This is a genomic window from Rosistilla ulvae (genome assembly GCF_007741475.1).
GTDB lineage: Bacteria > Planctomycetota > Planctomycetia > Pirellulales > Pirellulaceae > Rosistilla > Rosistilla ulvae.
In genome coordinates, this window is record NZ_CP036261.1 from 774,647 (window position 1) to 798,013 (window position 23,367).

Annotated in this window: 7 protein-coding genes; 2 read left to right on the forward strand and 5 right to left on the reverse strand. The window is 58.2% G+C overall.

Features of this window, described 5'->3' with window-relative positions; translation table 11 throughout:
- Positions 1 to 206: 206 nt before the first annotated feature.
- Both EC9_RS02910 and EC9_RS02915 read right to left on the reverse strand, forming a co-directional pair.
- On the reverse strand, positions 207 to 2,798 hold the full coding sequence (locus EC9_RS02910) for a dockerin type I domain-containing protein (RefSeq protein ID WP_145342216.1): 2,592 nt from the start codon (positions 2,796 to 2,798) through the stop codon (positions 207 to 209).
- A gap of 203 nt (positions 2,799 to 3,001) precedes the next feature.
- Positions 3,002 to 18,985, reverse strand: coding sequence for a GEVED domain-containing protein (locus tag EC9_RS02915; RefSeq protein WP_218934549.1), 15,984 nt, complete (start codon positions 18,983 to 18,985; stop codon positions 3,002 to 3,004).
- 557 nt (positions 18,986 to 19,542) lie between these two features.
- Between EC9_RS02915 and EC9_RS02920 the strand changes: the two genes are divergently transcribed.
- On the forward strand, positions 19,543 to 20,247 hold the full coding sequence (locus tag EC9_RS02920) for a tetratricopeptide repeat protein (RefSeq protein WP_246105929.1): 705 nt from the start codon (positions 19,543 to 19,545) through the stop codon (positions 20,245 to 20,247).
- Between the two features lie 532 nt (positions 20,248 to 20,779).
- Here the strand turns inward: EC9_RS02920 and lpxB are convergent.
- Positions 20,780 to 21,967 carry a lipid-A-disaccharide synthase gene (gene lpxB / locus EC9_RS02925; protein WP_145342223.1) on the reverse strand — a complete coding sequence of 396 codons (1,188 nt, stop codon included), beginning with the start codon at positions 21,965 to 21,967 and terminating at the stop codon, positions 20,780 to 20,782.
- Between the two features lie 138 nt (positions 21,968 to 22,105).
- On the opposite strand from lpxB, the gene EC9_RS02930 reads away from it, so the two are divergent.
- Complete coding sequence (locus tag EC9_RS02930) at positions 22,106 to 22,588, forward strand: hypothetical protein (protein WP_145342225.1); 483 nt, start codon at positions 22,106 to 22,108, stop codon at positions 22,586 to 22,588.
- Between the two features lie 282 nt (positions 22,589 to 22,870).
- Here EC9_RS02930 and EC9_RS26360 read toward each other — a convergent pair whose 3' ends face one another.
- The gene (locus EC9_RS26360) at positions 22,871 to 23,044 is read right to left on the reverse strand and encodes a hypothetical protein (protein WP_218934550.1); all 174 of its coding nucleotides are present in this window, start codon (positions 23,042 to 23,044) and stop codon (positions 22,871 to 22,873) included.
- 78 nt (positions 23,045 to 23,122) lie between these two features.
- A complete protein-coding gene (locus EC9_RS26365; RefSeq protein ID WP_218934551.1) occupies positions 23,123 to 23,272 on the reverse strand; it encodes a hypothetical protein in 150 nt (49 codons plus the stop codon).
- Positions 23,273 to 23,367 lie beyond the last annotated feature (95 nt).

Consider the following 23,367-nt stretch of genomic DNA (forward strand, 5'->3'; position numbering starts at 1 on the left):
CGAGGGTTCTACTGTTGTCGCCGGACTCTATTCCGTATGGGGAACAAATAAGGACCACCGGGCGTGACAAGTTTGTCTATCTTATTCAGCTTGTCGGCGTTAGCAAGTTTTCTTGGTTACTTAGAATGTACGTCGAGGTGTGGAAACAAAACTTAGAACCTGAAAAACCGTTATAGTTCCCCCGAATTTGGGAATATGTTTTACTTTTATAGCGGTTGGATTAGGGAGTTGTGCGATTCGAGGTCCGTTTCTAGGGAGTCTCGCGAATCGTTTGTTTCTTCGGTTTTTTCCGTTTTATCCTGTTCTAAGGCCGCGCCAGGTTGGGAGGGCCTCGATCGGAAGGGGAGATCGCTGCCGGTCAGCGGTGCCGACGCGGGGATGAAGGCTGCAAAGATTTCGTCGGTCGCCCGTTCGCGATCGGATCGAGTCTTGGAAGACGACGGAACAGCCTGCTCGCCAGCCGCCACAGGGGACGGGGGCGTTAGTGTGTTCAACGTTGTGTCCGACGAGCCGACTGGCGCGGTGTCGCTTGCAGATTGACTGTCCCCGGTACTGGCCTGGAATTCGCCGTCGAACATTCGGGTTCGTTGGATCTCGTTGATGACGTTCAGCACGTCGACCGGCGCGATCAGACCGTCGCCGTTGACATCGAAATAGCGAGCTCCGATGTCGTCGGTGGTTAATTCGCGACTGCCATTGCGATTGATTTCGTTAAGGATTTGCAAGGCATCGAGAGGTTCGATCGTGTTGTTGGCGTTGACATCGAACCGATCGGTCGGGTTTTGCCAGGGGCTGTTGTATTGGGTGGCGCGAAGCGTCAGCGGTTGTGCGATCGCTCCGTCGCTGACCGTGACTTCGATCACGGGAGTTTCGATTTCAAAGATTTCGGGGCGGTCGCTTTCAATTTGCAGGCGATATTGTCCGTCCGGCAGACCACGCAGCGAGAAGGTTCCCATGGCATCGGTGCTAGTGGCGGTCGTCGTACCGAATCGTAAATTATCCAATGCCACTGATGTTTCGGCGTGGCCAAACGCTCGAATCGATGCAATCTCTGCCGTCGCGGTCTCGATTGCAAGCGTTATGCTTTCGCCCAGCGGGATCGCGTCGCTGGTGATCCGATGGATCAATTGACCGCTGGCATCATAAGCCTCGATGCGTCCAATGCTCGACTGAGTCAACGCGGTCGCATCGATCCAGGCGTGGCTGACCGGTTCGTCAAACGTTGCTTGGAAGAGTTGTTCACGAGACGAGGACCACGATTCGGAGCGACGGAATTGTTGCGTATCGAGTGCGCTGAAAACGAGTTGGCCGGTCGATGCGAAATCGGAGGTCGATGCAAACAGATTGGGGCCCAACGACGTTCCAACGGCTGAAAGCGTCACGCCTGGAATAGCGCCAATCACCCCGGCGTCGAAATCGTCCGGTTCGACTCCTTGGCTCATAGAAACCGGTTCTCCGAATGAATCGATCACTTGAACCGAAACGCCTGCAATTCCAGGGTCTGCGGGATCAAAGATCTCATCGTTTTTCCGGTCCAGCCAGACGTGTCCGGCGATTGCCGCGGTGGTGTTGGTCGTCGCGGGGGCATCGGCCCTGCCGGTGAATAGGTTGCTGGTTACCCCCGTTTGTTGGTCGATCGCTCGGATTTGAATCTCGGTAAACGGATCTTCGATCGGAATCCGCAAGTCGAGTGTTGCTGTGGGGGTGTTGGGGGACGACGCGATCTGCCAATCGCCGCCGTCGATCCGGTATTCGATCCGGCTGATCTGATTCAGGGTGATATCGTTTTGCAAGCCCGTCGGATTTTGATTCGGCAGGGCTTGCGCCGCCGCTTCCCCTTCGAATCGATAGGTGCTGGTGTTGCTATCGAATCGCCCGCTGCCAGAGAGGGCCAACGGAACGTCGAGGACGTCGAAGATGCCGTCGCCATCGCTGTCTTGCCAGCCGACCATGGCCAGCGTCTCGGCGGCACTGGTGTTGTTTGCGAACGCGGTCTGTAGACTGCTGCCCCCCGACATGATGCTCGGCTCTTGCACGAAGCCAGGCTCGGGGTTGCCGCTGATCGCGTTGAGGTTGGTGGTGTTGTAATAGCCGCGGGTTCGATTTGCCGACGCACCTCCTGAGTATTCGTCCAAGGCATAAAACATGTGCCCTGTTTCGTGCGCATAGGTCGATGTCGGACGGGAGGCCGGGGTGACGAAAAACAGTCCACCGGGGAGCGCGAATGCTGTCGCAAAGGTGCCGCTGGAGGGGAATTGATCGTATTCTTCCGCCGCGGCAACGAAGATGGTGAACGACCAATCGGTATCGAGTTTCTGCCGTTGGGCGTCGTTGAAGTCGCGGATTCCTTGTTCCAACGAACCGTTGCCGTCATAGCCGACGGTCAGTAGGAAGTCGGTGATCCAGATCGGATAATCGTCCGACGGGCGATTGATCGGTTCGTAGGGTGTCTCGAACGGGGTCTCGGCAAAGCTGTCGTCGATGACAAATTCCAGCGTATGGACGCTGTCGAGCTGGTCGAGGGTGTCGGCCCACCACTGGACTCCGCCGGCCACTTTGGCGAGCGTCGTGGCGATCTCCTCCTCGGACCAGTCCTGAGTGCTGGTATCGATCGAGCCATCGCTTTCCAGGAATACAGGAGTAACCGCAACGCGGCCCAGCATATATTCAGCTGTATCGTTTGCCGCCGCTCCCAGGGGCAATCCAGCTAGCAATTGCCGGCTTTCGAGATGTTCCAACCGAAGCGCACACCGCCGCCACGATTTGCGGCGGAGCGGAGATCGCAGCGGAAAAGTCATGTCGACAGCAGACAGAAGAGGGGGCGAAGGAGATGAACTCGAGATTTAACCTATAAGGACGAAATCCCTACGTTTAGATTCTCCTTCGACAAAAAGATTCCGTCTTCTAAATAAACTTCTCCGCAATCGGAAACCGCCCATCGCGCTCGGGTCCTAGCTCATCTGAGGAATTTCCCGATTGCGCGATCTGCCGACAACACTCCCTATTCGAAGCTGATATTGGCAAAGAAGTCATCGATTGCCGAGGGTTCTTCCTTGGCTTGCTCGGACGCCAGTTCGCCGATCACGTCGTCCAGCGTGCCACTGGCCGCGGAATCGAACACGCTGCCGCTGGCGGTGGCGGTCGATGCCGGCGTCAGTTGTTCGGCGTCGGCGATTGTCGGTTCATCCTGCGAATCCATGAACTCAGGCGTCAACACACCGTTGGCTGCGGGGATCCATCCAAAGCCTTCCCCCTCGCCGTTGGCTGGGGTGTTGTTGAGGTAATTGAGTACGATCAGGGCATCGACAGGTTCCAGTTGGCCGTTGCCGTTGACGTCGATATAGGGGAACGATGGGATGTTGCTTGTGATCTGCCCCGAACCATAGCGGCCGATAGCATTGATCACCTGCAACACGTCGATTGGCGAGATATCGCCGCTGCCGTTGACATCCTTCTCGTCTGTCGGATTCTGGTGCGTGCTTTGTTGCACGTTGACGACGATATCTTCGACTTCTCCGTCTGCCGCTTTGCCAACCGGCGACGAGACGCCGGTCGAGCTCAAACGGAACCGACCATAGGTGGTGCCAGGCCGAGCCGTGTGAGGAACTTCGATCGAGTAGGTGTTGGTTCCGTCCTGCAGATGGATTCCGCCGCTGCTGGCCAGGATCGGACCGGGGTTCCAGTTCAATCGCTCGCTGTCGGAGAACTGGCCGTCTTGGTTCCAATCGATCCAAGCATCGAGGATCGCGTCGAGGCCGGCGGTATTGGTCAGGTCGATTTGCAGCGTCGCGGTTCCCGATGGAGTCAGGACCGAGGTCGCGGTGAAGGCAACGCCATCGTCGATATCGCTATCGGCATTGGATGCATCGTCACCCAGTCGCGCGTCGCTTTCGGGCGTTGCGGTCGCACCCAAGGAGAACCCGGCCGTGACAGTGTGGCGAGCTCCATCGCTCGCTTCCAGCGTGCCGTAGCTGTCCGGGGCGTCACCGTAGTCGAGTCCCGCTTCGTCGGAAACGAAGATCGTAAACTGAGTGGTGCCGGTTGCCGGATCGTTCGATGCCAGCGTATTACCCGCGTTGTCCATGATCGCTTGAACGCGTTCGGCACCCGCTCCGGAGACCGCTTGGGCACCCTTGACGATGATTTGATCGCCAATGACGCGAAGCGTGATACCAGGCAGATCGGCCGCCTGGACCGTTGCGACGATGATTTCGCCGACTTGGCTGCTGGTCAGATTGCCTTCCAGCACGATGGGGATTGCCGCTTCGTCGCCAGGTTGCCCGATTTGGGTGAGAACGCTGTCGGTCAAATCGATCGTGACGTCGGCTGCTTTGGGCAGAAGGATTTGTCCGCCGGCGGCTACGCTTGGGTTCAGACCCAGGTCGGACAGCGTGATCGCATCGCGAATCGCAATCGCGATCGCCGTCAGGTCGGTTGTCGAACTGATTTGAATCGGCGTTGCGGAGGTGTTGATGTTGCTGCCGTTGAGATCGATTTCGAAGAATCGAATTCGTCCGTCGCCACGTCGAACGCTGAACTGTTGACCGTCGGTAATACCTTCGGCAACTCCCAGCGTGTTGGGGATCTGGATTCCGTATCCGGTCGAAACGCCGACACTGCCCTCGGCGGTGAGTGTCGAGGTGTCGGTGCTTACCGATGTCAGACGGTTGTCGGAGAACAATTGCACTTGGCCACCGAGATCCGACGCTTGCACGTTGAGTCCCGAGATCTGAATCGCTGCGGTGATCGCGGCGGAAACTTGATTGACCGATTGTGGTTCACCGGTGTCGGTGCTCGGCGGGATCGAAACCGCAATGTTTCCAGGGAAGGCAGCCCCGTTGGTATCGAATTCGAAGGTGCGTTCGGTCACGCCATCGAAGATCGTAAAGGTGTCGCCATCGTTGACGTTGGCAAAGTCGCCAGCCAACGCTGGAACGGTGACGAGGATGCCACGTTCGATTTCGAACGGGGTTTCGATCGACGTGCTGTCGATCAAGCGGATCTGATCGCCGTCGGTGTAGTCGGACGTCGGCAGCGAATTCAACACCGCTTGCGCGTCGTTGAGCAATTCGATTCGGTAGACCGAATCGGGTTCCCAACGTCCTGCCAATGGGGTCAGTCGGATCACGTCGCCCGAGGTGTCGTAGGCAAAGATGTAGTCTTCGCCTTCGATCAATGGGACATTGTCTTTGAACAGCAGCAGTGCGTTGGAGGTGACCGAGCTGTCTTTGATGCCAACGCCACCGCGTGGGTTGGCGGGTTCGCCACCGTCGACCAGCAAGATCTCAAAATAGTTCTTGTTGGACTGGAGGATCTGGACCGAATCGGAGAGCGGATCGATATCGGACCCGTCTCGCGAATTGTCCAGCGGCGTGGTAACGATGCCGCGAGGCGGCGCCAGATCGCCCCGATCGAAGGCCCCGCGATCCTTGTAGATCAGGCTTCCCTGACCGCCGGGAACATTGTGGGTTGGATCGTCGATACGAAGGGCACCGTTGGCATCGAAGTTAGGTGCCAGGACGGGGGAGGCAAGCAGGCCGACGGTTTCGCGGACGATCTGCAATTGAGGACGATCATCCAACGAGTTGATCGAACTGTCGATCAGATCCGATCCCTGGGACGGGATGAAGATCGATTCGGTGGGCGACACAAACAGGTTTGTGGAGGCGTCGACGAAGCGAGCCAAAACGTTGTCCAACAGGGTCTGGCTGGGGTCGTTCAAGTTGAACGTGTTGGCTTGGAACGTATTGGCTCCCAACACGACGGGATGATCCGGCACGTTGTTGGCCGCGGCATCGATCGCGGTGCGGTTGTTGACGAAGACGTTGTTCAACAGCGTCGGGCTGACGCCGTTGGAGAGTTCGATGCCCGTACCCCCGGCGACGAATTGATCGGCAGGAACCGACGAGATTGCTCCGACGGCGTCGATATCGGCACCAACAGCTTGATCCGCCGCACTGCCAAAGTTTTGGTCGGTGATCCGTACAAAGGAGATGCGATCGTTGGGGCCAAAGCCATAGCGGTCGATGTCGATCTGGTTGTTGCCACCCACCGCGGTGCCAACGCTGACGAAGTTCACGCCGTCGATGCTGACTTCGACGCTGACCGGTTCGGCATTGCCGACTTCGAAGATTTCGAGATCGGGCGATGCGTCGCCGCTGCCGACCAATCGGTTGTCGACAAATTGGACCGTGATCGATCCACCGCCGCCAAGCGAAACGGCCCCCTGCCCTGCGTTAGGTGTTGGTTCGGCGGTTCCGCCGGTGTAGTTGGGGACGCCCAGGCTGTTGCCAGAAATCTGCAGCCCCAGCGCTGGCGGGGTCGTTGTGCTAGGGTCGTACTGGACAACGACATCAGCAAACGAAATGCTTCCCTGCGAGTAGACGGTGCCGCCATAGGTCGCCTCTTCCGGAGTCGACGTTGGGCTGATCGTGCCGCCGACGATCGTGTTGTTGACGATTCGGTCGTATGCAATCATCGATCGTTGAGAACCGTTGGCCGTGTCGATCCCGACGACGTTGATGCCACCTGCATCGTTGAATGCCAGCAGATTGCTTTGCACGACAACGCCTGGTGCCAGCCCCGCGTGAACGATGCCCGCGGCGTCGACATAGGAGTTCAATTCGACCAAGTTCTTTGGATACTTGAACTTGCCCACGTCGTTGCCGTGGTCCAATTCGATACCAAAGTTGGCAGAGTACGAAACCGATACGCCTTCGATCTTGATGACACCCTGTTCTTCGCTGCCGGTGTTCGCGTCGCCGCGGCGATCGAATGCCAAGGTTTGCGTCGGTTGGCCAAACAGGGAGACGGTAGGCAGTTCATCGGTACCCGGTTTTCGCGAGTCGCCCAAAATTTGGGACGACAGTTGCGAGAGGTTTTCGGTGATGTTGACGTTGCCCGACAGGTTGATTCGGAAGTCGCCAATGGCGGCCGCGTCGGCCGAAGTTTCGCCGCTGGAACCGAGTGCGCTGATATCCAACAAAGCTTGGACCTCAGGCAAATTGATCGCGTCGGTGATCTTCGCGGCGATGTCGGCAGCCGAATCGGGGACCGATTCGCCACTGATCGGATTGACCACGCCGGTGTTGTAATAGATCGGTACGTTGCCTTCCAGCGGTTCGATTCCCGAGCTCTCGTTCACGAATTCAAAGGTGATCGTCGTCTGCCCGTCGTTGAGCGTGAAGCTGAGGCGGGTATCGGTATCGATGTCTAACAGCGTTGGATCGCTGTTGCGAAGTTGAATCAGTTCCTCGAGAGCGGTTGCCGCAGCGTCCAGATCGGTCGCGCTGATCGCTTCCAGCGTGACGCCTTGGACCAGGCGGTCGTTGGTGTCGAACGATCGGAACAGCGTGGCCGGTTCGGTGGGGAAGCCAGCAAGTACGTATTCGCTGGCACCACGGATTTCCAGTTGGTATTCGCCCGTTTGCGTGACAGCGAAGTCGGCGCCATCGAGATCGAAACCATTGTTCGCGACAAAGTCATTAAACACCCCGGCGGAGGTAACAAATTCACCTCGCTCGCGGAAGCCGATGATGAAATCGTCCAGATAGACGCCGCGGTGGTCGTTGTCGCGAGCCATCTCAACCGTCGGGGCCCCAAATGCGTCTCCGGTTCGTACCGGAATGCTCAATGGGCCGGCACTGTTGATCGACAGTCCTGGCAGCGTCAGTACGGCACCTTGTTGTGTCACGATCTGGCCGTCGCCCAGCGTCTGACTGATCGCGTCGGCAATCGCCGTTGCAACCTCGGCTGGCGTCATGTCGCGGTTGATCAATACGGGGATTCCGCTGGCACCGTCGTTGCCCGTCACTTGGATCGAACTGGACGCGGAGAACTCTGCGTCGCCGGTGCCGTTCAAAATCACTTGGTTGCCAGTGACACGAATGTCGTAAGGTCGCGTGCTTTCGATGTTCAGCGAATAAGCACCGCTCTTGCCAAACGCCCGTCCGCTAAGATTGTTGGTCGGGTCGTAGTTGCCATTTCCTTCACCGCTGATACCGATGTAGTAGGTGCCGTCGGCAGGGGCCTCAAACGTGATCACCGTTTGGCCGTCGACCGAGACTTCACGCTCCAGTTCCATCCCTTGATCGTTGAACAGTCGGGCGATCGGGTTCAATCCCGGTGCGGTCGCGACTTCGTCGATCGTCAACAGGATGGTCTGCCCTTCGGCCAGTTCCAATCGCAACATGTCGACATCGAGACTGCTGATGCTGCCGTCGGAAGTGCCGATCGATCCAGTCGAGGTGACCGTGGTCATCGCACCAGGTAGATCGACAGGATTGGCAGTGCCAAAGTTGTCGTTGACCTGCGACGCGTCGGCGTCGGTGTCGTAGTCGACGTTTGTCGAATTCGTGTAGTTGGCAATCGCATCGCGAAGCGATTGAGCGATTTCATCACCCGTCTGCGTTACGCTGTACTCAACCGGTACCAAGGGGCTGGCGACTGTCGTCGCATCGGTGGTGAATTGGTAGACCACGTCGTCGATGGTGATCGTTTCACCTTCGACGATCTGATTGCCATCGGGAATGACCAACAGTGGCGAGAGGACAAATTCGTAATCTCGGCCGCTGACCCGGAAGCGATCGCCATCGAGAATGTCTTCGCCCGCAACCGCTTGCAGCTGGGCTTGGCCAAATTCGAGGCTTCCCGAAGTGCTGAATTCAAATCGCAGCTTCAGGTCTTTGAGGCCCGCGTATTCATCCAATGGGATGCGGGCTTGTCGCCATGTTCCGGTGTTGTCAAAAGTCTCTTGGGCTTCATCCAACGCCTGAATTTCTAAGTCGGAAAGATTCGGGTTGTTGACGCTTGCAGTGGCCGAATCGCTGTTGGTCGACAGCAGGTATTCGGTGCCGTTTTCATCGACCAGATAGACTCGCAGCGAATCTTCTAACTGCCGATCGCCATCGCTGTCGGTTTCCAAGAAGTAATTGAAGTAGAACGTCGGCAGGTCGGCAGAGTTGTAGCCTTCCAAGCTGAACGCGTTGCTGACGATCTCGCCGTGGGCACCGCCAGCAAAGTCGTAGGTTCCGTTGACCGTGCTGCCATCGACGCGAGTTGTCCGCGCGTTGAGAGTGCCTGTGGAAATGGCATCGTCCAAGCCGAAGTACCAACTGGTTCCGCCAGCCGACGAATTCCGCGTGTCGTTAAACGTTGAGTTGATGCCGTGCCCAGGCAGCGTGATCGGAGTCGGGCTGCCAGCGAAGGTATCGCCGGTGACGTGCCAGAGGTTGTAATCGAGGTTGCTGAAGTCGAAGCCGGTCGCTCCGAAGACTCCAGTCGAGATCCGCGAGCTGCCGTTGGCAAAGACTGGCTGCAATTCACCACGCGTGTTGAATGCGTAGATGTCGCCGTTGCCGGTGATACCAAACAATAGGTCGGCGTATTTGCCACCCTCGACATTCTCTGGTCCAGCGCTCAGGCCGGTGAAGTTGATCCCCAGCAGATCGGTCGCGGTTTCCACGTAAGCGCCGATGCTGTCGACGAACCACGCCTGGGCTGGTGAGGTGAATTGGGAGTCGATCCGGTACAAACCGCCTTGGTTGCTGACCGCGTAGAGGTCGGCACCTGGTGTGACGACGCCGTTGACGATCTCGCTCGGCGTGGCGATGCCGGTGACCGTTCCGCCAGGAGCGATGCCGGCAACCGTCAACGGATTGTTAGCGGACAACACGTTGGCGCCATTGAAGACCACGGTGTTGCCGTCGACCGCTGCGCTGACACTGGTCAATAGGCCAGAATCGACAGCGGCTTGGATCGCATCGACGATTCGAGTTCCGATCTCTGCGGCGGTATCATCGACGTCGAAGGGGATCACTGTCGGGCCGCCCGCGGTGTTGGCGGTGCCAACGATCGAAATCGCTGCGCCGACACCCAGCGGTGTGTCGAGATCGAGGTCGATGTCGGGATTGTCGGTAAAGTCGATTCGCGTTCCCGCGGTGGCAATTGCGATTTGGCTGTCGCGGATCGCGGACGAGATCGCTTGTGTCAGATCCGTTGACGAAAGGTCGTCGTCGATCACGATCGCTGTGGCGTTGGTGCTGGTGATGCCATCGGCTCCCAGCGAAGTGATTCCTAGCCCGGTCGAAGGTGCGGTGCCGACAGTCCCCGTCAACACGATTTCGCCCGTGTTGGATGACGTGGCTCGAATCCCAACTCCCGCAGCGTTGATCGCCGAGGCCAGGACGCTGGCCGCTGACCCGTCGGTGATCGCGGTTGTCAGATCGACGGCAAACAGATCGGGGCGCGAGAAGTCGCGTCCGGTGAAATCGATTCCATCGCTGTCGAATTCGAACGTGTAGGCTAGCCCGGTCGATTTGCTGGTCAACGTCACACGCGACCCCTCTTCGACGCCACCGCTCAACGGATCGCTGGTGCCGACAACGTCCAACCGCACGCCCGTGTCGAATTCAAACAACTGGCCGCCGATCGTGATCGTCTCGCCATCTCGCAAGAAGACGCCCGAGCTGACATTGCTGCTGATCTGGATTGCCGACCCAAGGTCGAACTGGAATGGTATCGACGTGGCGCTGACAAAGTCGCGGATCGTGAAGCTGACGCCATCGGTGAGGCTTGGTGCCACGAAGCCGTTTGCATTGGCTACGCTCGCCGCGGTCACACCCAATCGCGTGCTTGGCAGATTGTTCGGGTTGCCCGTTTCGATGTAACCGCGTTCGCGTGGGTCGGTGAATCCACCGGTGTCTGCCGCTACCAGCGTCGCCCCGCCAATGCCTTGGATCAGGCCGGTGGTTGGGTTGAACTGCCACAACAGATTCTGTGTCTGGTCGACACCTACACCTGGGCCGCGATCGCCAACGATGAAGCCTCGTTCGGATCCATTGATTGCATCGAAGCTGATCGCGTTGACCGTCACGCCCGTATCGGATGGGACTACCGTTGCGGTGACATTGCCCTGCGCGTCGACCGCGATCAGCGCTTCGTTGGTGATCAGGTTGGTCCCGGTGGGCGTCAGGTCGGTCGTGTTCGCAAACCCTGTATCGATGTTGTAATAGTGCCACGAAGCATCGTCGACGACGCCGTTGGAGTTGTAACCAAAGATGTCGCCGTTGGGGCGGATCGCGATGTCGTTGAACTCTTGGCCGGTGGTCGAACCGATGACTCCGTATTGCTGTCCGGTGTAGGCGTTGACCAAGCGGATGTTGTCCGTCGATCCGCCCGTGCTGACGTACAGTTTGAGATCGTTCAGCGTCAGCCCCGTCGCAGCGGTGGCCGGGTCGAACAGCAGCGTCTGCAACACGGTTGGGGCGGCGGTGCTGCCACCGATCGATCCGACGTGGTCTTCGACGATACGGATGATCGATTCGGCCGGTTCCAGACGAACCAGAGGATTGGTTGCCGCAGCGGTGGTGAATTGATCCAGCACCGACGGCATGTTGTTTATACCGCTGATCGCAACATAGTAGGTCTGCGAGGTTCCTTCGCCGATCAGTTCGACGGGCCCAATGAACGGATCGGCGTTGCCGGTCGAACCGCGCGAGAGCGACGTGAAGTCGGACGAATTGGGGTTGCCCGGTTGGTCGTCGGCGACGTTGCTGTCGAGTCCAGTCAGGATCAGTTGTCCGGTTTCGTCGAAGACCCAGATCGAGAAATCGCCCCGGCCCAAGCCATCGGCGTAGTCCAGATCGAAGATCGTCGAAACGTAGTTCTCCAGGCCGCTTTGAGTGGTTACGCCCGAGATCGAAAATTCGAACCAATCGATGTCGGTCGCCGAACTGATCGCACCGGCCACGGACAATTGGTCGCTCGAATTTGGATCGGTTTGCGTACCATAAGGGCCCAGCGGTTGGGCGGTCGCCAGCGTGTCGTTGTTGTCGTCGCCGTTTTGGTCGATGAATTCAACCGCATCGCCCAACAGCGGCGAATTGAAAGGTTGACCGATCACGGTCACACCCGTCGTCGCATAACGAATGTCGACAAGGTTCAAGTACGAACCGGCGGTCTCGTCGGCTTCGGCCAAGCGGATGCTCAGTTCGTAAGGACCCGAGGTCAAACCGTCGTATTGTCCGGCGTCGATCTTCGCCCCGGTCTCGGGCGAAAAGAGTTTCGATACCGGATCGTTCAGCTGCAAATTACTGCTGCGAACGCGGACTTGGTAGGTGAAGACTTCACCGGTTTCACCTGGCAACACGACTCGCAAACCGGGGTCGTGTGGATTGGTGGAATAAAGGTCTTGAGGGGTGTCGAAGGCGGATGTGGAGGCAGGCGAGAACATCGAATTGTCCAACGAATTCACCTGGCCATTGCTGACCGTTCGCTCGAACGTCCCGGCGTTTTCATCGCGAATGATCAGATCAGAATCGAGAGCTTCGACGATCGAACCGTTGGAGATCGCCACGATGCTATCGGAGATCTGGTCGCTATCGGAATCGCTTCCATTGGGAAGCAGACGAACGAGTTCGAGGACCGAATCGAGCGAGCTGTCGGTGCGATCGATCTCCAACCAGACCTCGGTCCCTGCTTCGGCATCAAACGAATAGACGTCGACGTCGGAGGGTTGATCGATGTTGCCATAGACCTGGAACCCGATCCGGCGGTTCTCGCTGCCCGCTTTGACCGTGGGAGCCAGTTCGCCCAAGAATTGTGCCAATTCGATTTGGTCGTTGCGGTTCAGCGGCAGGTCGCCTTCCTGTTCCACTGCGGCTTCGACATTCCGGTCCAAAGCGGCTTCGCGGATCACGATCCCGTCCCAGTCGCCCGGTTTGCCCAACCCGACGGTTTGGTCGAATTCGTCTTCGATCAATTCCAAGGCCGCGGTGATCGTGACGCTGGTGGAGGTTGGGTTGACCAACCAGGCATGGGCTGTCGTGGTGATTGCGGGACCGTAGATTGGCGCTGGCAGATCGGCGACTGTCGTCAACGGAATCGACGTGGTGTCGATTGTTCCCGCTGGTGTGAAGGGGAGGCTGAATTCCGGAGCGGTGATCAGGTCGGGGAATTCGTCGGCGATCCAGCCTTCGTAATTCGCCCCGACAAGGCCCGTCCCGTTTTCGAAGGTTCCGTAGTGGCGGAAACCGACGCGTTCATCACCATCGAGGACAGTCACGCGGTAATCGTTGGTCCCGGGAGTACCTTCGGTGAACAACAGGTCGCCCGAATCGCTGGCGATGACTGGATCGTAGTAGTTGATGAAACGTAGATCGCCGAGCGGCGCGTCGCTATCGAGTGTCAGTTTTGTGATCAGGGTCGGCGAGCCATCTTGGAACGATTGTTCGATTCGCCAAGTGATCAGGCCGTTTTCGCCGGTAAACGTTCCTTCGCTGTAGACCACGTCATCGGCTAGCAAGGTCGTGGGCGTTGTGATCGTTGTGGTTCCCAGTTCGACCGCTGCACCGTCCGCTCCGACATCGATGTAGTTGAGATAATCGAACAGCGCGTTTTGTTGCTGGAAGAAGGTCGAGACACCCTGTGTCGTGACTTCATTAAATCCTCCATTGACAGTGGCCCCGACACCGCCACCGGCGACGGGTTGGAACGAGAAGTGTCCCGGTACGGTATTCAGAACATCGTTGTCGATGATCGTGCCACGCGCCACCTCGGGGCCTGTTGGCAGCAGCGATATCGCGTTGGCGATGTCGCTGTTGCGACTGTTGTCGGTGTCGGTTTGCGGCTTCCCTTGCGTGTCGAAACCCGATCCAACGGTGTCATCGGAGATCGAGGTCAAAATCACCGATTTGCCCGGTTGCCCAATCACTTGCAACGCACCGCCGACGCGATCGGCCAAGCCGTTAAATTGGTCGGCCGATCCGGTCAGATCGCCACCGGCGATGATCGTGGCCGGGGCGATGCTGGAATCAAATTTGACAACCAAGCTGCGGTCTGGAGCACTTTCCAGACGCAAGCCACCATACACCTCGTGGTTCGGAATCGAGATCGTGCCGCGGACAACATGCACGATATCGCTGTCGTCCCAGACACCCGCAGCAGCCAATTCGCCGCCACGAACTTCCATGCCGTTGTAGGCGTTGTTTTCCAATACGTTATCGAAGACCAACGGGCCCTGGTTCCCCAGGCTGGCGCCGAGAACCTTTTCCAGGCGTCCGGTGGTCGTTCCAAGATCGCTGACGTACGAATTGTCGAGCGAATTGAGGTCGAAGTTGAGCGCGACCGCATCGTTGTTGATGAACGTGTTCGACGCGATGATCGGCTGGGCGCCACGGACAAATACGACCGCGGGATTGTGAGTCTGCAGACCAGCGCGATCGCTGTCGCCGGTTGCAAATCCGGTACCGCTTTGTTCCAAGCGGCTGTTGGTCAAACGCAGTTCACCCTGATGAACTTCGATCGGATTGAAGAAGGCTAGCTTGCCATCGATCCGTGCGCCACCACCGGCTCCGGTGATGCGGGTGTGGTCGAGGCTGGCTTCCGCTCCGGGGCCGACGTAGATCCCTCCCCAGTCGCCCGTCAGGTCGTTCGCATCGAAAACGGTGTTGGTGTTCGCTTGGTTGGTGTTGAAGGTTCCACCACGGCCAAAGCGTTGGTCGTCCAAGCTGGTGAAGACGATCTGCTTCAGGTCGGTTCCTTCGGCGATCAACTGGGCACCTTGTTCGACCTTGATGAACGCGCCCGACAACTTGACCACGACGCCTGCATCGATCGCCAGTCGGGCATCCATGCGTGGACGCAGGTTTTCGATCAACGTCATTCCGCTGACCAATCCACTGTCGGTGAATTGGGTCGCGGTGTTGTTGGGGATCGCGGCGATCATGCGAAACGCGTCGCCGTTAAACGATCGGTAGACGCGACGTGACACGACGTTGCCGTTGAGCGACGTCGGCAGGTTGTCCAATTGGATCGCGTTGTCGTCGATATCGATTCCGGGAACAAAGGCCGCTTCGGTGGCGAAGGAGACCGAAAGTTCTTTTCCGTTGGCATCGACGTAGCTGATCTTGTATTCGTATTGACCCGCTGGGAGATCGCCACCGGCGATCGCTGTCAGCGTGACGTCGTCGACGTTGGGACGATTGACGTCGATCGACGTTCCGGCGGTCAAACCGTTGTCGACGAAATCGGTGCTGCTGCCGTTGAGCGTCGCTACCAATCGGTAATCGCCGCCATCGACCGAACGATACAGTCGGCGGGCGACAAAATCTTCTCCAGCCGGAACGGTCGGCAATTGTTCCAGAAGGATCGATCCGTTGGCACCGTCGGTGATCACCGAACCGGTGGCGTTGGAGACCGGGCTTTCGTTGCCATTGGCCGTCACGTACGACAGGCGATAGCTGTATTCACCCGCCGCCAGAGTGCCTCCGGCGGTTGCTGTCAGGCGAACGATTCGTGTTGGCGGAGCGGCCGATTCGACCAACGCACCGCCAGGAGTTCCTTGGATCTCCAAGTTTTCGGCGAGCACATGGACAACGTCCAGGTCGTCGAAACGGGCTTGGACCGTCAGCTTCTCAACTCCCTGGCCGTCGCGAGTCTGCGACCGAATGAACATCCCATTGATCGTATTGTCGATGAATTGGATATCGTAGATGTCGGGGCCAACGCGGGTGTAGTCCGGCGCCGCTTGCCCTTCCAGCAACGTGAACTTGTCGTCCTGGAACGTGTCGGCGGACGCTTCGATTGCCGCGTCGGCGCTGTAGGAGAACGTGGAGTTTGCGATCGTCGCACGCGTCTCGGAGAGTTCGACGGGGCTGATCACTTCGGGCTTCGATTCGACCAGGATCGTGCCGCCGCCATATCGGAAATCACCGTATTGAACGACGTTCAGGAAGATCCCTTCGGCTTCGTAATTGATCCGGCTCTCGTCCGCTTTGTCGACATCGGATCGGAAATCGATTCCACCCCAATCACCCTGTCGCGCTGCATTGCCACTCTGATCGCCACCGATCGTGTCGTCGGCGATCGATGTAAAGACGACGTCGCCCGAAACGGGAGTCGCGGTCGCTTGGCTGCCGTTGGCGCCAACAAACAAAGGAGTTCCCAGAACCTGCAGCGAACCGCCGCTGGCATCGACCACGGCACTGCTGCTGCCGACGCCGATCCTTGCGCGGCGGAGCTTCAAGATCGCCCCCGAATCGATCATCACCGTGACGTCTTTGGGAACTTGGAAGCTCGATCCATCGGCCAGCGGTCGGCCGAAATCATCGAATCCGATCAGATAGGGAAGGTTGTCCCCCGTCGTTGCAAGGTTGCCATCGCCGCTTGGCAGAATCCGAATGATGTCGGTCCCCTGCGATGCAACGCCCGAGATCGCGCTGGAGATCGTGGTGACGGCCCCTTGAGCTACGCCGCTGATTGCATTGTTGACGACGGGGGTGATCGTGCCGCCATCTTTTTTGACAAACACGGTGTCGGTGAAGGCTGCCGATTCGAACCAGAAATCGAATGCCCCCCCTTGTTCGCCATCGTTGTCGCCATCGAGCGCAATGTCGTCGGTATCAGTTATCTTCGTTGGTACGGTGGGCGTTGTTGCTTCTATGTCGGGCTTGAACGACATCCGCAATTCGTAAGCCCCTTCGCTGCGGCCGCCGATTCCGGAATCTTCGATCATCGGATCGTAGGTGTCATTGCCGCTGGCGCTGACGCCGATGAAATACGTGCCAGCGGGCAGATCGACAGTGATCTCGGAGTCTTCGCTCCAGTAATCGTCGTTGGCCGCCCATTCCTCGATCGATCCATTGGACAGTTCGCGATACAGTCGCAGGTTGGTATCCAGCAGGCTGGCGCTGTCGGACAGACGTTCGGCAACCGTTTCGATCGTGACTTCGCCCGCCGTCGGAACGGTGAACTTGTAGAGATCGATGTCGGTGCTGTCGGGGCGGTATGCGTATTGCCCCTCGATGATGTCGCGTGGCGACGGATACAGCGGATCGGCGGTGGCGCTGATTGGCGACAGGAAGTCCGAAACGCCGATCAGATCCTTGACCATTCCATTGGCCAATTGGAAGAACTCCTGGCCATACAAATCGTCGTCCGATTCGTCGACCAGTCGCGAATTGATCACGCCCAGATCGCTCGAAACCTCCCAGCCGGTCGTCGTGCTGGAGGTCTCGCCGACCGCGATTTGCAGCCCCATGTCGGCGCTTTCGACAAACTGCACGCCCAGGTATTGGCTGTACAGATCCAGCACCTCGCGAACTCGCTGCTTCTGCTGTTCGGTGATGTTGTTGAACAGGACCCGATCGTCGTCGACAAAGATCGAATTCGGGTCGTCGCCGCGAAATTGCCCGAAGAAGTTGTAGTAATAGGTCGAGATGCCATCGAGCGGATCGGCTTGGGGAGCACTGTAGATCGAAGCGTCTTCGGGGCGGAATTCCTGGACCCCTGGCGCGCTATCGCCACCTGGGAAATCGATCAGGTATTCGTTGTTCGAAACCGGAACGCCATTGATGAATTCGGTCTTGGCGATCGCCCCTTCGATCACGACCGATGAGATCGTATCGGTCGATACGATCCAGTCGTTGCGAATATCGCGAGCCTGGGCAAAACTGTCGCCAGGTTCGACGACCGCTGGCAGCACGGTGGGGCTGGTTCCGCGAACATCGGTCTCACCGACGCGTAAGCGGAGCTGTTTGACGTCCGTTCCGGGGAACAGCGAATAGAGATCGTCGGAGAACTGTAGAACGGCGACTCCGGTGCCTGGGTTGTAGCTGACCGAAAGTGGAGTCCGCGATTGATCGTCGGCCCCCGTCTCGGTCCCTGCGGTGGAGATCAGTTGATACAACGCCGCATTGCGTGCGGACGCCGCGTCCAAGGGATCGTTGCGGTCGAAGTAAACCCAAATCTGGTCGCGCAGTTGCTGACCATTGACGATCGGCTGTGGCACAACCGCTTCGATCGTGGGAGCCAGATCGAGCGTGAACTGGATCGTCTCGTCGACGCCGTTGTTGAATTTGTCTCCCTGTTCGTTCTGCAACGCATTGGCACTGCTGCCATCGATCTCGATGCGGTATTCGTCTTGCGGCAAATCCTCCGCGAAACGGAAGACGACTTCGCGCTGACTCGCATCGACGAAACCGACATAGCCAGGCACGATTTCGACATCCAAGTTGCCGCTTTGCAACGAGAATTCGATCGGTGAAAACAGGCTCAGATTCAGACCGATGGTCGATGACGGGCTACCGGTCTCCTGTGCCGCGGTCACCAATAACTTGGCCGACGGGTGGTTGTTGATCGCCGTGACCAATTCGCCAACGGTTGTCCGCGACGCTGGATTGCTGTTGATCAAGACTTCGATTCGCTCGCCTAGCACCGACACGATCGGTGGTGCCCCAGCGACGCGGAACGATTCGCGGACATCGATCCCCAAGTTTTGTCCGGCAACGCCGCTCTGGGTCGCGGTGAAGCGAACTTGCGTGTTGGCAGCTCCCAGCGAGGAGGTCGCTTGAGCGCGATCGGATCCCTGAAGCGTCAGGATCTGACCCTGTTGCGCAGTCCGGCCGACGTCGAAGAAGGTCTGCCCGCTAACTGAAGCGACGCGCAGCAACGCCGCCGCAGCGGGATTCTGCGCGATCCCGTACTGGATGTCCGAAGCGCGGGTGACCAGGCTGGGGTTAGAATTCAGTTCGATTTGGATCTGTTGGCCGACCACGCTTACGATTGGCAGCGTCTTGTCGGTCCGGTTGGCCTTCGTAAAGACGATCTCCAGGCTGTCACCCGCGGAACCGGATTGCACCGCTTCAAAGGTGATCTCGACCAAGCCGGACGAACCGAGATCGGTGACCGCCGATGCGGACGCAAATTCACCGTCCCCGCCAGCGCGAATGATCTTAATCGCATCGAGCGAAGCGGGATCCAACGATGCCAATTCATCGAATCGCAACGTGATCTCACGCGGTGATGTCGTCAAAACATCCAGATTTTCCAGCAAATCACCGGTGTCCGGCTGGACTCCGACCAACATCGGGCCAGCGGCCAGCAATTGCCGCCCCTCCAGCGTCTCCAGCAGCGACCGGCGGCTGTTGAGCCGTTGGCGCTTTGCGGCCCGATCGCTTCTGCGGGACTTGTTGGAATTGTCATTCACCGACGATCCAGTTTTCCGGATAGCCATTCACCGACCTCTTCGTAAACCCTTTCGGGCGAACAACTTATGGGCCGAACGATTCGGCCCTCTGATTTAGGCACAACACCTATGTTGGCATGGACTTTCGGAGCATTTCGCAGTGCGGATAACGGCGGTCCCGAGTGCCAAAATAGACAAGCTGGGCAATTTGCGTAAGCAGCATGCCGCATTGGCTGGATTGTAGTTGAGACGGCCGTCAGTGCAACGAAAATCAATGCGATACCCTGTTCCACGTCTGCTTATTAACCGCTTGTGCCAAATATGCAGGCTTCGCAGAACGCTTCGGTTTGGATACTTGCGACTCTGGGAAAGTTCCGTGGCTTTGCAGATCCTCTACCAGCCCCCCCCGAGCGGGTGTTTTGGCGGTCCTGATCCATTGGGTTCCAAAACGACCTTGCCGCGATGGGACGAAGGCTGGTAATGTCCCCGTAACTAGCGACAAATTCCCTCCAAAACCGAAGTAGACAAAGGTGCACATCATGCACTCCTTCTGGAAAACCGAACTAAAGTGCCAACTATTGGCTACTGCATTACTCGCGTTGTCGCTTTCCGGCTGTCAATTTGCTGCCAGCGGGCAAAACGCCCAGGGCGTTCGACTGTACGACCAAGGTCAGTACTCCGCCGCATTGCAGCAGTTTCAACAAGCGATCTCTTCGGATCCAAAAAATCCCGACAGCTATTACAATTTGGCTGCTACCACCCATCGGTTGGCTAAGGAGCGGAACGATCGCGCTTTGATGGACCAGGCCGAATCGTTGTACAACCAATGTCTCGATATTCAGCCGTCGCATGTCGATTGCCATCGCGGGCTGGCCGTTTTGTTGGTCGAGACCGATCGTCCCGATCGCGCCTTTGCGTTGTTGAGAAATTGGGCGACCAGCCAGCCCCAGCTTGCCGATTCTCGCATCGAGTTGGCGCGGCTGTACCAGGAGTTTGGCGAGGGAGAGACCGCTCAGAAGTTTCTCGAGGATGCGATTCATCAGGACGGAAACAATGCTCGCGCTTGGCTCGCCTTGGGGCAGATCCGCGAAGCGGCGGGGGATTACCAGCAGGCTCTGCAGGATTACCAACGCAGTTACGACCTGAACAGCATGCAGCCTCAGGTTGCCGAGCGGATCGCGTCGATGAACCGCCAGATCGTCAGCGGCGTCGGCGGAGTGACCGCCAGCGGCACCCGTTTGGCTCAGCAATCCGCCGCCGACGTCTCCAAGGGACGTTATTAATCAGCGTTTCCCAGGGGCCACGTAGCGGAGCTCGTCAAGAGCTTCGTTGGGCACCCGCCGTGGACCGAAAGTCTTGACGGGCTGTTGATTTAATAGCGTGCGAACTTCTTGAATTAGCCGTTTGGGCGTTAGCCCCGGTTTAGCGGTGCTTGAACCGGGGCTAACGCCCAAACGGCTGATTAAATCGACAGGCCGTTGACGACTACCGCTACGTCCAGAATACGAGCACGAAGCGCAAGCGAGTGAATTTTCTTTACTCACGCCTAAGATACTAGCACGAAGCGCAAGCGAGTGATTTGTTCGTCACTCGCTTGCGCTTCGTGCTGGTATGGGGGCTCGCGGCCTGCCCGATATCGGGCTCATTGAGGCGTCCGTCGCAGCCCGAAAGTCTCGATGTCTTTCGCTACGCTCAAGATACGAGCACGAAGCGCAAGCGAGTGATTTTGTTCGTCACTCGCTTGCGCTTCGTGCTGGTATGGGGGCTCAATGGAGTGCCGTCTTGTGACACTCGCTTGCGCTTCGTGCTGGTATGTTACGCGGCGCGGCGAAGCGCGCTCGATCGACGCTCGCCCATCCATTGGATCAACTGGTCGGCGGCCCGCTCCGAAGCGCCTGGGACCGCGTATTTGCTGCGCAACGTCTGCAACTGCTGTTGCAGGTCGGCTAGATATTCGGGTTCGCTGAGCATTCGATCGGCCGCGGCAACGACCTCCCCGATCACCGGTTCGGGATCCCCGGCAGAGACGAATTCAGGAAACAGCGTCTTTTCTGCGATCAGGTTCGGTAGCGTCATGCTTTTGGTGGAAACGAGCACCGAAGCGAGCCATTTGATGGTCCGCCCCACGCGATACAACACGACCGCGGGGGTCGAGCGGGCCATCAGTTCCAGACTGACCGAACCGGAGACCATGATCGCCGATTCGGCGGCTTCCACGATTTCACTGGTCTTGCCGACGAAGAAGTCCAGCGGCAGCGATTGGTCTTCGGCGGTTAGTTGTTCGCGGCACCAGAGGCATTGTCGGTCGCGGAAACATGCGACTTGGAACCGCACGTCGGGATGGCGCTTGGCCAGTCGGCGGATCGCTTCGAGCTGCAAAGGCCAATTGTTCGTGACTTCGCTGCGTCGCGATCCGGGCAACACGGCGACCAGCCGCTTTCCCGACCTTTTGATCTCATCGAATCGATCGAGGGTTGTTTTGTCCAGCGGTTGTTTGGCGACGGCATCAAAGAAGGGGTGTCCAACGTATTCCGCGTCGATTCCGCGATCGCGGTACCACTGGTACTCAAATGGCAGCACGCACAGCACTTTGTCGACGTACTTGCGGACCTTGCGGATCCGCCAGGGGGCCCAGGCCCACAACTGGGGGGGCAGGTAGTAGTAGACCGGGATTCCGCAGGCTTTGGCCCGCTTGGCAACGTGCCAATTGAACCCCGGGAAATCGACTAATACGACGCCATCGGTCTCCCCTTCGGCAAAGATCTGTTTGGCCTGCTGGGCGACGCGATAAAACTCTGCCACCTTCGGAGCAACCTCGACGATCCCCATCACCGCCAATTGGGTTAGTTCGAAATCGGTCTGGCACCCGGCCTGCTGCATCTCGCTGCCGCCGAATCCACGAAACTGGAGCTTCGGATCGCGCTCGCGAAGCGCTTCGATCAAACGTGCGGCATGCTTGTCGCCGCTCGGTTCACCGGCAGAGAAGAAGATTGATCGATTCATGGGGGCGTGATAGGGTTGCAGGAGGGATCGTCCCAAATAGACACATGTATTCGCAGCCGAAAAATTGGTCAATACGAACCGTGTTGCTAGCATCCTATCGATGCGACGCGCTAGCTCTCTTCAAACCTGGAACTTGCGATGAACCTGCCCGAATCGCCCGATTATTTAAATTCTCTGCAAGGCGGCTGGGAGGCGCTCGGCAACGGGGCGCCGACGTTGGTCGCGTTGGCCCAACTGTGTGCCCGCGCGATGGTCGAAGGAACCCGCGACAAGACTCCGCTGAGTGTCGAAGCGAAAGCGATCTTATACGCAGCTCGCAATCGAGGCGTGATCGAAGTCCGCGGAGTGAACACCGCGTTTGAAGCGACCGCGCGGTTGTTGGCCGTCTATATCGAAGAGGACGAGCATCGGACGATCGCGTTTCGCAATCGCGAGCAGCCACAGGTGACGGTCCGGTTCTTTGAAGCCTTCTGCCAGTTGTGTCGCCACGGGTTGGTGCTGCATCACCTGTACCGCGACTTTTCGTTGACCGATCGGGGGTTTGTGATCGCCGCGAAGATCGAACGCGAAGAGGTTGCCGAGGCGCTTGGCGAAGGGACCGAATTTGGCCTGCACGATTAACAGCACGGGAATTGCTTTCGGCGCAAAAAAAAACGGCCCGGAAAGCCGAAGCTGACCGGGCCGTTTATCGAATCACGTCTGAAGGATCTAGCATCCTACTCGCATTAGCGAGCGTAGCGGGTGCTAGCCTGAATGACGCGACGCTTGCTGTTCAAGTAAGCACTTGGGTCTACAACCGGTGCTGGTGGCATTGGAGCAGCGTCTTCAACTACTGGAGCTTCGACTTGAACCGAAGTTCCGCCGTTGCAGCTCGAGCAAGCTGGTGCGGCTGGAGCAGCGTAGCTAGTAGCTGCACATCCGCAGCTGTCGCAAGCCGAATCGCAGTCGCTCTTCTTGCAGCAGCTCAGGCCGCCGAACAACTTCGACAACAGGCCACCGCTCTTCTTCTTTCCGCATGGGTCGCAACCGCAAGCTGGTTCGCAGCACGAAGCCGATTCGCAGCAAGAAGTTTCGCATCCGCAAGCTGGTTCGCAGCAAGCAGCAGCTTCACATCCGCAAGCTGGTTCGCAGCAAGCCGAAGTTTCGCAGCACGAATCACAGCTGTTCTTCGATCCGCCGAAAAGCTTCGACAGCAGGCCACAGCACTTTTTCTTCTTCGAACCGAAGCACGACTTGCTGTCGCAAGATGCTTCGCAGCAAGATGCTTCGCAACCACAAGCTGGTTCGCAGCAAGAGGTTCCGCACAGCGAAGTTTCAACTCCGCAGGTTGGTTCGCAGCAGGAAGCAGCTTCGCAGCAAGAGGCTTCGCAACCGCAAGCTGGTTCGCAAACCGACTCGCA